Origin of the sequence: Weizmannia acidilactici (assembly GCF_008974185.1) — a bacterium.
In the GTDB taxonomy this organism is placed as follows: Bacteria; Bacillota; Bacilli; order Bacillales; family Bacillaceae_C; genus Weizmannia; species Weizmannia acidilactici.
The window spans coordinates 1-12,568 of the sequence record NZ_BKZP01000027.1 but is presented as its reverse complement, the minus strand read 5'-3'; the positions used below and the strand labels follow the sequence as shown (position 1 = coordinate 12,568).

Below are 12,568 nucleotides of genomic sequence, written 5' to 3'. Positions count from 1 at the left end.
GTCGGGAACTTTTCAAATTTGCCGAACAATGCTATAATACGGATACATTTTAATTCGGCATTCACTCATATAATCGCGGGAATACGGCACGCAAGTTTCTACCAGGCCACCGTAAATGGCCTGACTATGGGTGGGCAATGCGGACTTCTTAATTTTAAGATGTTCTGATTCCTTTTTGCATATAAAAGCGCAAAGGGCGTTGCTTACTCCATGTATGTGGGTGCAGCGGCCTTTGGGCTTTTTTCTTTTCCCAAAGGCCGGATTATTTCAGCAAAGTGATTCAGCAGGGAAGGCGAAGAGGAGGAGTAAGATTGAAAGCATTGCAGGAGAAAATTAAACAGGACGGCCTCGTACTCTCGGACCAGGTCTTAAAGGTGGACTCGTTTTTAAACCACCAGGTCGACCCGGTATTGATGAAAAAAATGGGGGAAGAATTTGCCCGGTTGTTTAGAAAGGACGGCGTCACCAAAATTTTGACGCTTGAATCATCCGGCATTTCGCCGGCTTTGATGGCTGCGCTCGAATTAAAAGTGCCAATGGTGTTTGCGCGGAAAAAAAAACCGCTGACGCAAAGCGCGGATGTCTACACCGCAACTGTCCATTCGTTTACAAAAAATACAACTCATGAAATTATCGTTTCGCGCGCCTTTTTAACAAACCGTGACAAGGTGCTCATCATTGATGATTTTCTTGCATACGGGCAGGCGGCGGAAGGATTGATCGATATTGTAAAACAGGCGGGCGCGAATTTATCGGGCATCGGCATTGTTATTGAAAAAGCGTTCCAGCCGGGCGGGGAAAGGCTCCGCAGCCGGGGGATCCGCGTTGAGTCTCTGGCCGTGATCCAGTCGCTTAAAAACGGCACGGTTTCGTTTTTAGAGGAGGCGTATGCAAATTGAAATCGAACAAGGCAAAAATGACCGTTCTCGCGATCCAGCATGTGCTTGCAATGTATGCAGGGGCCGTCATTGTCCCGATTATTGTTGGCAGCTCGCTTGGGATGAACAGCAAGCAGTTGACCTATCTTGTTTCGGTCGATATTTTCATGTCCGGCATTGCAACACTCTTACAAGTATGGAAAAACAGATTTTTCGGCATCGGCCTTCCGATTGTCCTTGGCTGCACTTTTACTGCGGTCGGCCCGATGATCGCAATTGGTAAGCAGTTCGGCGTTTCGGCCATTTATGGCGCGATCATTGCTTCTGGCCTGTTTGTCATCATCATCAGCAAATTTTTCAGCAAACTCGCACGCTTTTTCCCGCCGGTTGTCACCGGATCAGTCGTAACGATTATCGGTGTGACGCTTATTCCGGTTGCCATGAACGATATGGCTGGCGGACAGGGCAGCAAAGATTTCGGTTCAATTTCCAATATTGCGCTCTCGTTCGGCACGCTGCTTGTCATTGTCCTTTTACAGCGTTTTGCAAAAGGATTTATCCGCTCCATTTCGATTTTAATCGGGCTTGCATTCGGAACGGTTGCCGCCGCCTTTTTCGGAAAAGTGAGCTTTGCCCCTGTGGCTGAAGCGTCATGGGTGCATATCGTCCAGCCGTTTTATTTCGGCATGCCGTCATTTGAATGGAGTTCCACAATTACAATGATTTTGGTTGCCTTGGTGAGCCTCGTCGAATCATCCGGCGTCTATTTCGCTTTAAGCGATATTACGAAAAAACCTGTCAATGAAAACGACCTAACGCGGGGTTACCGGGCAGAGGGGCTTGCCGTCATGCTTGGCGGGATTTTCAACTCATTCCCGTATACCGCCTTTTCGCAAAACGTCGGCCTTGTGCAATTATCCGGCGTGAAATCGAAATCTATAATGTATTTGGTTGGTACATTTTTGCTTGTATTCGGCACGATTCCGAAACTCGGCGCGCTGACGACGATTATCCCGTCTTCTGTGCTCGGCGGGGCGATGATCGCAATGTTCGGTATGGTCATTGCTTCCGGTATTAAGATGTTGAGCAAAGTCGATTTTACGAAAAACGAAAACTTGTTCATCATTGCCTGCTCGGTCGGGATCGGGCTCGGGGTAACGGTTGCTCCGGATATATTTAAGGATCTACCAAGCAACCTCCAGCTTCTGACGCAAAGCGGCATTGTCGCCGGAAGTTTCACCGCCATTTTGCTGAATATCTTCTTCCATATTGTGCCGTCAAAAGCAAAAGCGGAAGCAAAAGTAAAAGAAGCGGGGACACAGGCTTTCTGATTGAAAAAAGGCTGAATCGGATCGGATTCAGCCTTTTTTCACACGCTAATTCAAATTCCCTGTATTGATGACCGGCTGGGCTGCCCGGTCGGAGACAATCGAAACCATCAAATTGTTAATCATCACCATTTTCCGTTCTTCATCAAGATTGAGCCCGTCTTTTTCAAGCTGTTCGATCGCCATCTGCGCCATGCCGACTGCACCTTCGACGATTTTTTTGCGGGCGGCGAGAATTGCAGAAGCCTGCTGGCGCTGCAGCATGACGCTCGCGATTTCTGTAGAGTAGGCAAGATGGGTGAGCCGTGCTTCTATCACATCCACCCCAGCCACATCAAGGCGCGGCTGCAGCTCTTGTTTTAAATGTTCTGACACTTCTTCTCCGTTTCCGTGCAGCGAAAGGCCCTCTTCATCCGCGTTGTCATAAGGATATTTTGTGGCAACGTGGCGCAGCGCTGTTTCGCTCTGGATCTTTACAAATTCTTCGTAATTTTCGACATCAAACACCGCTTTTGCTGAATCTATCACCCGGAACACAATGACGGCCGCGATTTCTATCGGATTGCCGTCCACATCATTGACTTTTAATTTGGCGCTGTTAAAATTCCGTACCCGCAACGAAACCCTTCTTCTGAAACTGAGCGGCACCGTCATATATATGCCGCTTTCCCGAATGCTGCCGATGTAGTGGCCGAAAAAAGTGACAACCAGCGCCTGGTTCGGCTGGATGACGGAGATTCCGGACGCCAGCAATAAAGCGGCAGCAAGCAGGATAACCCCGGCCTAAAAACGAACTCCAAACAGCAGCATCAACCCGGCCAGACTTATCACAATAATGGCTAAAATCCCGAGAAAACCATTCATATGCCAAGCTTTTTTCTCAATCATCTAGCCCATCCCTTGAGATCTATTTTTCTAACTTTATACCATGGTCATAACACTTTGGCACGATGCCGTCATGCTGGATCCAAAAGTTTTCCACTAACATTTTATGAAACAAAGCAGATAAAAACCGCCCAAGGCTTGGATGGTTACAGTTGATTCGACTCCCAATCCGCTAAGGTTCCTGTTCCATTGCAGCCTGAGCAGTCAAAAGGATAGATGTACTCGAAAGCAGCCGGCATTATAAACCCGCGGCCGCCGCAATCCGGGCACTTGGTTTTTTCGCGCATCGCAGAAAGGTATTTTTCACGTCGCACCGACTGTCGGTTAGAGATGGCGCTGAATAAACCCATTTGCGATCACCTCCCGATCTTTCCCCCTATATTATGGCTTTTTTTCTGGATCATTACCCGCATCGTCTCTTGATTTTTCGTACGGAGCAAAAAATTAGTTTAATATAGTATGAATAAGGCGAAAAATTCGTTAAAATAAAGCTATCACGAAAACTAGGGGAGTATGGAAATATGGTCAAACTACAGGAGAGGAACAAAGGGATAATAGCACGCATTTTAGGTTTAATTGAACATTTTCGGCAAAACGGGGATATAGATAGGGCGGAGAAAGCGAAAAGCCTGTTGAAAAAAGTGCGCCAGCAGGACTTCTATATTGCGTTTTGCGGACATTTTTCCTCCGGCAAGTCCACGATGATCAACGCTTTATTGGGCAGCCGCGTATTGCCGTCCAGTCCGATTCCGACAAGCGCCAATTTGGTAAAAATAAAAAGTGGTGCGGAAGACTACGCCATTGTTTACGAAAAAGGGGAAGCGCCCCTGTTTTTTCACGCGCCTTATGACTTTAAAGTGGTTAAAAATTATTGCAAAAAAGGGCATATCAAAGAAATCGAAATAAGCATGCCGGATTCAAACTTGCCAAAAGGGCTGACGGTGATGGATACGCCCGGTGTCGATTCAACGGATGATGCCCACCGCATCGCCACCGAGTCCGCGATCTATTTGGCCGATCTCGTCTTTTACGTCATGGACTACAACCATGTCCAGTCCGAGCTGAATTTTACATTTACAAAAGAACTGCTCGATCACGGCCTTGAGCTTTACCTTATTGTCAACCAGATTGACAAGCACCGCGAAGAAGAGCTGCCGTTTTCATCTTTCCGGAAGGGGGTTGAAAACGCATTTGCTTCATGGCATGTGCACCCGCGCGGCATTTTTTACACGTCATTAAAAGACCTCCGCCATCCGCATAACGGGTTCGGGGAGCTGAAGGAGCTGATCAGCCGCGCCGTTTCCGAAAAAGATGCGCGGCTTGAACGATCTGTTGAAGCATCTTTGCGCGTCCTCGAAGCGGAACATGCTGTATGGCTTGAAGAGCAGGTGATGCAGCAAAAAGAAAAATATGTAGCGGTGGCGGAAAAATATCCGGATATGGATAAAGAAAAGACGTTCCAAGCCGAACAGCGGTGGCTAGAAGAAGAAAGGGCGCTGTCCTCGCGCCTTGAAAAATGGGAGGCAGATGCACATCGTTCGCTTCAGGCGCTTTTGCAAAACGCGTATTTAATGCCGTTTGAAACGAGGGAAAAGGCGAGACTGTATTTGGAAAGCATGCAAAAAGATTTCCAGGTTGGTTTTTTTGCGAAAAAGAAAAAAAGGGAAGAAGTGAGGAAACAGCGTCTCCAGGATTTTTACGCCGCGCTCAAAAGCAGTGTGGAAGCACAAATCGACTGGCATCTCCGTTCGCTTGCGCAAAGTGCCTTAAAAACGCTCGGCCTTGCCCGGTCGCACCCATTTGAACAAGAGGCTTCGGCATTGTCCGCGGATTTCAGCGAAACGCTGCTTGCCGGGCAGGTGAAGGAAGGCGCACGCATCACCGGTGATGCCATCCTTCATTATTGCGACAATGTTTCCGAACAAATCAAACGTTTGGCCCGCAAAGCATGGGAGAATTGGCAGGCGCGTGTGCTGGAAGAAGCCGGGAAGGAAACGGCGGAACAGCTCGAAAAACTCCGCCGCGAGGCCGCGCCTTTAAGGGAACTGGCGGACGCATACCGCGGCCTTGAAAAAATAAAAATGGAACTGGCGGAAAAACGTAACAGCCTGAATGCCCCGGCCCTCCATCCTGAGCAACTGCTCGCCGAAATCGAACAGGAATGGGGACAGGAGAAAACGCATTACCGGGTCTACCGTGGGGAACGGGAAGCGGAAACGGCGGCCGGCTCAGGGACGGGGGCTGGAAAAACAGTTTCAGAATCCTGGGAACAGGCCGCAGTTTTGCCTTCGGATACGGTGCTCGCCAAAATGGAACAAGCAATTGACCTGCTTGGGAACAAGCAAGGATTTAAACGGTATACAGAAAACCTACGGAACAAGAGCATGCGTCTCAAACACCGGCGCTATACCGTCGCGTTGTTCGGGGCCTTCAGCGCCGGGAAATCATCTTTTGCCAACGCGCTGATCGGCGAAAAAACGCTGCCTGTTTCGCCGAACCCGACGACAGCCGCGATCTGCCGGATCTGCCCGCCGGAAGCAGAACACCCGCACGGCACGGCAGCCGTCCAGCTGAAAACGGAAGCGCAAATGCTTGAAGACCTGCAAAAATCGCTTTCCGTTTTCGAACTAAGCTGTAATTCTTTCGATGAGGCGCTCGTGCAAATCGATAAAATATGGCCCTCCAAAACGGAAAAGGCGAAAGAAAAAGTCCACTTGTCTTTTTTGCATGCTTTCCGAAAAGGTTACACGCGTTTCCAGACGCAATTGGGGATGAAACTTAAAACCGGCATGGAAACATTCCGGCAGTTTGTCGCAAATGAAGCACAATCATGCTTTGTGGAATCGATCGATTTATATTACGACTGCCCGCTTACAAGCATGGGCATCACTCTTGTCGACACGCCCGGGGCCGATTCGATCAATGTGCGGCATACCGGTGTGGCGTTTGAATATATCAAAGATTCGGATGCCGTCTTCTTTGTTACCTATTACAACCATGCGTTTGCGCGGGCGGACAGGGAATTTTTGATTCAGCTCGGGCGCGTAAAAGATGCTTTTGAACTGGATAAGATGTTTTTTATCGTGAACGCGATTGATCTGGCATCTTCCGGTGAAGAATATAAAGAAGTGATGGCCTATGTTGAAAGCCAACTTCTGCATTTCGGTATACGCAACCCGCGTCTTTACGGCGTCTCAAGCCTCCTTGCACTCGAGGGGCAGCCGGAAAAATCGCAGCTTCCGGCGTTTGAAGCCGGCTTCCGCCAATTTTTGGACCGCGAACTGCTGAATATGGTGCTTCTGTCCGCGCAAAGTGAATTGGACCGCGGGCTACAGATGGTGGATGCCGTCATTGCGGATGCAAATGAATCAAAGGAAATGAAAAAAGTGAAGCGGGAACAGCTGAAGCAATTAAGCCAACAGGCAGCCGCCCTGCTTGAGGAAACAAATCCGTCTGTGCTTCTTGAAAGTGCCGCGCAGGAACAGAAAGAACTGCTGTATTATGTAAAACAGCGCGTATTTTACCGCTTCCCTGATTTTTTCAAAGAAGCGTTTAATCCGGCTGTCATTAAATCATCCAGGGATCTGCGGGGGGCATTGGTGGAACTTGCGGGATCGCTCGGCTATGACCTCGCGCAGGAAATGCGGGCAACAACCGTCCGGCTTGAAGCGCACTGTAAACAGTTGATCGCTTCCATAAATCAGGAATGGAATGTGCAGATAAAAAATCTGCTTGATGATTTATCAATCAGCGCATTTGAAGCGGCAGCACACGAAACGCCGGAATTTCTGCCCGCTTTCCATGAAGCGGATTTAAAGCCGCTTGAAAAAACATTCCGCCATTTTAAAAATGCAAAATCTTTTTTCGAGAAAAACGAGAAAGCGGACATGCAGGATGAACTGCAGGCGATGTTCGAACCACTTGCACAAAATTATTTGGAAGTGCAGGGGGAAAAGCTTTCCGCGTCATTCCGCGCCTGGCTGGAACGGGAATTCAGCCGGATGATCTCAGAAGCGAAACTTGACATCAACGAGCAATTTGCTGCCAGACTTGAAGCACTCAAGGAAAGTGTGGACGTGGATGAATGGGTTGAAATCCGCAAAAAGTTGGCATGATATTCTTATAGACAAAAAAATTTCACGAAAAAATATGTAAGATATTATAACATTATATTGACAAAAAAACTTACATCGAATATAGTGGGAATATAAAGAAAAGGAGAGTTCGATATGGGTCGAAAAGAAATACGGCGCTCGATGCCGCTTTTGCCGATCGGAACCGTCATGAAATTAACGGATTTATCGGCCCGGCAAATCCGCTATTACGAAGAACACGATCTCATTTCTCCTGCAAGAACAGAAGGGAACCGCCGCCTTTATTCGCTGAACGATGTCGACCGTCTTCTGGATATTAAAGATTTGCTGGACCAGGGGATCAACATCGCGGGCATCAAAAAAATCTTTCTAATGAAAGATCATCATGCAGCGGGTCCTCAACCGGTCCTTGTAAAAAATGAGGTGTCAGACGAAGAAATCCGCAAGCGGTTGCGCCAGGAACTGTTGCAGGCCGGCCGATTCCAAAGCCCGAGCTACAGGCTGGCGGATGCATCGAGGTTCTTTCATTAATTCGTTTAGAAGCTAGTTTTATAGCTTAGATATATATTTTTAAAGCATAAAGGGAGGAATACTGTTCATGCCAAAGTTTACACGCGAAGAGATTCTTAAAGATGCTAAAGAGCAAAATGTAAAATTTATCCGCCTGCAGTTTACGGACATTTTAGGGACGATCAAAAACGTTGAAATCCCGCTCAGCCAGCTAGAAAAAGCGCTTGACAATAAAATCATGTTTGATGGATCTTCTATTGAAGGATTTGTGCGGATTGAAGAGTCCGACATGTACTTATATCCGGATTATAATACATGGGTTATTTTCCCTTGGACAGCCGAAAAAGGAAAAGTTGCCCGCCTGATCTGTGATATTTACAATCCTGATGGCACACCGTTTGCAGGCGATCCGCGCAATAACTTGAAACGTGTTTTGAAGGAAATGGAAGATCTTGGATATACCCAATTTAACCTTGGGCCTGAACCGGAATTCTTCCTCTTTAAGCTGAATGAAAAAAATGAGCCTACGCTCGAGCTGAATGATAATGGCGGTTATTTTGACCTCGCTCCGACGGACCTCGGTGAAAACTGCCGCCGTGATATCGTGCTGGAACTGGAAGAAATGGGCTTTGAAATCGAAGCTTCCCACCATGAAGTGGCGCCTGGCCAGCATGAAATCGACTTTAAATATGCCGACGCCGTAACGGCCTGTGATAATATCCAAACATTTAAACTTGTGGTAAAAACAATCGCCCGCAAACACGGCCTGCATGCGACATTCATGCCAAAACCGCTGTTCGGCGTGAACGGCTCCGGCATGCACTCAAACCTTTCGCTCTTTAAAGGGAAAGAAAATGCATTCTATGATCCGGGTGAAGAAAAACTGCAGTTGAGCGAAACAGCTTACCAGTTCATCGCCGGCATTATGAAGCACGCACCGAATTTCACGGCTGTCACAAACCCGACTGTAAACTCTTATAAACGGCTTGTGCCTGGTTATGAAGCCCCTTGTTATGTGGCTTGGTCCGCACGCAACCGCAGCCCGCTCATGCGCATCCCGGCTTCCCGAGGTTTAAGCACACGCGTTGAAGTACGCAGTGTTGACCCGTCCGCCAACCCTTACTTGGCAATGGCTGTGCTGTTAAAAGCAGGGCTCGACGGCATCAAAAACAAACTGCAGGCGCCTGCACCGGTTGACCGCAATATTTATGTTATGACAAAAGAAGAACGGGAAGAAGCTGGCATCATCGATCTTCCTGGAACCCTGCTCCAGGCGCTTGAAAACTTAAAATCCGACGAAGTGATGACAGAAGCCCTTGGCGACCACATTCTCGAACACTTCCTGGAAGCAAAAGAGATTGAATGGGATATGTTCCGCACACAAGTGCACCAATGGGAACGCGACCAGTACATCGAAATGTATTAATAGAGGTAACCCCTTGAAGCGCAAGGCTTTGAGGGGTTTTTACATTTTGGTCAAATCCATTTTTGAAATGCGTCAATAAGCTTATGGCCAAAATTTGACCAAAAAAATTTCAGTTTTTGCTGCGGTTGTAATAGTCCTCAAATCTGTTCATTTTTTCTCTCTCGATTTTCTTCGATATATGGCCGTACACATCGGCGGTAATTTGTATGCTTCCGTGTCCCAGTCGTTCCTGCACATGCTTCAAATCAGCGCAGGCCTCGAGCTGCAGCACTGCATGAGTGTGCCGTAAAGAATGGATCGGAAGGGGAGGGAGCCCGGCCCTTTTTAATATCCGTGATAATGCATTTAAAAGGTTCGATTTCAGCATAAAATGACCGTCATTTCGGCAGTGCAAGGGTTTAGATCATGGTGATAAATTTCATTCAGGGCAAGTTTATTTTGGTTTTGATATTTCTTATGGAAGGTTAAATCGTTGATCAGACCTTTGCCGATCGTAATCATTCTTTTGGAATTGTACGTCTTTGGATCTCCAAACGGCTCTTCTTTTGATTTTGCTTGAAAGTCTAATGTTTTGTTAATGCTGATTGTTCCATTTTTCAAATCGACATCAGTCCATTACATAGCGGCGGCCTCGCCTTTTCTTATCCCGGTTGAACGACTGATGCTGATTGAATGGCTGTATGTCATTACTGGTTATACACGGGCGTTTTGGAAAAAAGCGACCTGGAGATTATTCATCTGTATGAATTAAACCTGACCTGAAATTAACTATTTGAATGTGTATTGTTGATGGAGATACAAATTATAATCAATGAATGATTCAGGCTACACTGATTATTTGCTCCTTTTTTTGAAATGTCTTGTTAACTTTTAGTTAATAGGGAGAACTGCAAGTATAAAAGGGTATTGTTGCAAATAAGAAAAAAGAAGCGAATTTTACGCTTCAGTAAAAAAGGTGAACCGAACGGAGGGTTTAATATTTAATTTTCTCTGTTAGGTTGTTGGCTAATTAATCTTTATAAGATTAGTATCCGTAGCCACTCATGTAAGATGTTCCCACAATAATCAGTAGGATAAACAGAACTACAATTAAAGCAAAATTAAAACCGTGGCCATATCCGCCATCTGACATCATGATCACCTTCTTTGCGGGAGATATTATAAAATATGCGGTTTTGGCGTAAGAGAAAGGGCAAAGCATGGAATTACTTTGAAAAAGGGCAAGTGTAGTAGAATAGAAAGTGCTTCATTTATTGAAAATCACCAATAACGTCTAGGACAATGATTATACGTAACAACATTTCTTCTTACAGGTCTAACAAAGTGTCTAGGAACAGTAAAGACGTTTACACGATTAACTTCTACTAATGGGTGGATAATAGGTTGGACACGAGGGAAAAAACGATTTCGAATCACATATTTTGGCCGACAAACTATTGGTCTAATATACAATTAACCTCACCACCTTGTTCACAAGATAGTACATGATATTCTGAAAAACAAAAGTACGAAATAGCTAAACATGGAAAATTTTAAAATTGTATTAAGAACTATGTTTAAGGCGATCCGAAACTGTTACAGAATGGAGTGAAAAAACGACAGTTGGACAGCTAATCAAAGATATAGAAAAATTGAAGATGAGTCAAAGTGAGCGTTTATTCCAGAAAGGTATGAGTCTCCGTTTATAACCAGTGAATTTAAAGTTAGTGAAGACCGAAACCTTGAAGGAGAGCGAAAACAATGAAGACTTTAAAAAGCAGCTGCCGTTATTTGAATATCAAGTCTCCTTTGATGATGTAAATCAATATTACCGACATTTTGTCCTAAGTGTGGAAGTGACGAACAAAAAGATGAGAAGAAAAAATTACAGTGTTATATTTGAAACTTTCAGGAAGTGTGTTAGAGGAGAAATTTAGTTCGCAGTACGAGCAAACCGCGAAATATGAAGGAGAACGCTATGAAAGCATCAGAATCTAAGATTTAGAGTAAATAAATCCGAAACATTTAATCTTGTTGGTAAGTTGAATTATTATTACAAAAAATAGTATAGTTATAAATAGGAATCTGGATAATAATTGGATCGTGATTATACAGGGAGGGAAGAGTGGATGATTGTTGTCAGTGCTTGTTTAGCGGGTATGGACGTAAGATATGATGGTTCGCATTGTTTGGATAATCGTATCAGTGAGCTACTTGAAAATGGAAAAGCTGTTTCAGTTTGCCCTGAGTTGCTTGGAGGATTGTTAACACCAAGAGAACCTGCTGAAATTATAGGTGGTAACGGAGATGATGTCCTGAACGGAAATGCAAGAGTCATTACTAAATCTGGTAAGGATGTTACGGAACAATTTGTTGAAGGTGCGTACTTGGCTTTAAAAAGAGTAAAAGAACTCAATGCAAATGTTGTAGTCCTTAAAGAGAATAGTCCATCTTGTGGAAGCTCCAAGATATACAATGGTGAATTTACTGGTAAGAAAATTGATGGGAGTGGTGTCACGGCAGCTTTATTAAAAAAGTACGGAATTAAAGTCTTCTCGGAAAAAAATTTATCTGAACTTCTTAATACCCTAGATGTGTGCAATTAATGTCATAAGATAAAAATAAACAAGTTTGACGGAATAACCTGGGCGCTAAATTTACGCTATATGCGTTTATTTGGCGTCCTTTTTTGCTGGAGTGATAAACATGCGTTTGCGAAATATTGAAATAAATCCTAGTACGAAGAGACTGGAAATTGATATAATGATGTAAACGAGCACATTATTCTAGGCACCCTTTTTCAAATTAATTCAGGAACACTCCCGGAATATTGTGCTTATTTTATTTCCAATATTACAGAATGTGAAAAATTCTTCCAAATTGAGTGAATTTCAAAATTCCAAGCCCTTGTGTCCTTAGGTTTTCAAAACATAAAAAAGGAAGTACCTCCCCCAAGTCTTGTATAACGGTAATTAACGAAAAAACCAAAAAAGACTGGAGGGACACTCCCTGTGACCGTTATACGACAAGTGAGTTTATTTGGCATCCAGGAATTATACGAAATGGAACCTACCCATCGTTACGATGCCATTATTTCAGCTATAAATCTTAATAAAACCAAGAAGTCCCATCTTGGTGCACCTGAAGAATTAAACTATGCCGCCATGATTATTCAGTTTTCGTCCGTTATGTTGAACGAATCCCAACCGTTAAGGATCTTGTGAAACGTTTTAATGAAGACATTGCATTCAAGTTAAACTGCGGTTTTCTTGTATCGGACAATACGCCTTCTGAATCCTCTTATTCCTGGCTTACGGCCAAGCTGGAAGAGTCGAATATTTTGGAAGAAGTTCAGGAACTAGTGATCACTCAAGCGATTGCCGATGGATTTATTACGGATGACACAGTTGCCATCGATGCCACTCATTTTGAGGCTCGTGACCAGGCGCCGTCAAAGGAGGAGAAGCC

At 45.1% G+C, this 12,568-nt stretch carries 8 protein-coding genes, 3 pseudogenes and 1 riboswitch; of the genes and pseudogenes, 7 read left to right on the top strand and 4 right to left on the bottom strand.

All coding sequences use genetic code 11. From position 1 onward, the window contains the following. The first annotated feature begins 45 nt into the window (after positions 1 to 45). Positions 46 to 147: riboswitch (purine riboswitch) on the top strand. A gap of 164 nt (positions 148 to 311) precedes the next feature. Then, positions 312 to 899 (top strand): xanthine phosphoribosyltransferase, encoded by a 588-nt coding sequence (gene xpt, locus BpJC4_RS11680; protein ID WP_151680718.1) that lies wholly within the window; start codon positions 312 to 314, stop codon positions 897 to 899. Beyond that, positions 896 to 2,209 carry a nucleobase:cation symporter-2 family protein gene (locus BpJC4_RS11675; protein WP_151697940.1) on the top strand — a complete coding sequence of 438 codons (1,314 nt, stop codon included), beginning with the start codon at positions 896 to 898 and terminating at the stop codon, positions 2,207 to 2,209. Before xpt ends, BpJC4_RS11675 begins: the two co-directional genes overlap by 4 nt. A gap of 45 nt (positions 2,210 to 2,254) precedes the next feature. Here the strand turns inward: BpJC4_RS11675 and BpJC4_RS11670 are convergent. Further along, positions 2,255 to 2,965 (bottom strand): annotated as a pseudogene (locus BpJC4_RS11670) (SPFH domain-containing protein); the annotation flags it as partial. Between the two features lie 272 nt (positions 2,966 to 3,237). Continuing rightward, on the bottom strand, positions 3,238 to 3,441 hold the full coding sequence (locus BpJC4_RS11665) for a methionine aminopeptidase (RefSeq protein WP_151680716.1): 204 nt from the start codon (positions 3,439 to 3,441) through the stop codon (positions 3,238 to 3,240). A 171-nt stretch (positions 3,442 to 3,612) separates the two neighbouring features. Between BpJC4_RS11665 and BpJC4_RS11660 the strand changes: the two genes are divergently transcribed. The 3 genes from BpJC4_RS11660 (at position 3,613) to glnA (ending at position 9,121) form a co-directional block, all read left to right on the top strand. Next, complete coding sequence (locus BpJC4_RS11660; RefSeq protein ID WP_151680715.1) at positions 3,613 to 7,206, top strand: dynamin family protein; 3,594 nt, start codon at positions 3,613 to 3,615, stop codon at positions 7,204 to 7,206. Between the two features lie 114 nt (positions 7,207 to 7,320). Beyond that, positions 7,321 to 7,716 carry a MerR family transcriptional regulator gene (locus BpJC4_RS11655; protein WP_151680714.1) on the top strand — a complete coding sequence of 132 codons (396 nt, stop codon included), beginning with the start codon at positions 7,321 to 7,323 and terminating at the stop codon, positions 7,714 to 7,716. Between the two features lie 67 nt (positions 7,717 to 7,783). Further along, a complete protein-coding gene (glnA, locus tag BpJC4_RS11650) occupies positions 7,784 to 9,121 on the top strand; it encodes a type I glutamate--ammonia ligase (RefSeq protein ID WP_151680713.1) in 1,338 nt (445 codons plus the stop codon). Between the two features lie 109 nt (positions 9,122 to 9,230). On the opposite strand, the pseudogene BpJC4_RS17320 reads toward glnA, so the two are convergent. Both BpJC4_RS17320 and BpJC4_RS11640 read right to left on the bottom strand, forming a co-directional pair. Continuing rightward, positions 9,231 to 9,772: pseudogene (locus BpJC4_RS17320) on the bottom strand (site-specific integrase); the annotation flags it as partial. A gap of 373 nt (positions 9,773 to 10,145) precedes the next feature. Then, complete coding sequence (locus BpJC4_RS11640) at positions 10,146 to 10,253, bottom strand: YjcZ family sporulation protein (protein WP_151680712.1); 108 nt, start codon at positions 10,251 to 10,253, stop codon at positions 10,146 to 10,148. A gap of 976 nt (positions 10,254 to 11,229) precedes the next feature. Between BpJC4_RS11640 and BpJC4_RS11630 the strand changes: the two genes are divergently transcribed. After that, entirely contained in the window at positions 11,230 to 11,706 is a 477-nt protein-coding gene (locus BpJC4_RS11630) for a 2-thiouracil desulfurase family protein (protein ID WP_151697939.1), read from the top strand. Between the two features lie 405 nt (positions 11,707 to 12,111). Next, positions 12,112 to 12,568 (top strand): annotated as a pseudogene (locus BpJC4_RS11625) (transposase); the annotation flags it as partial.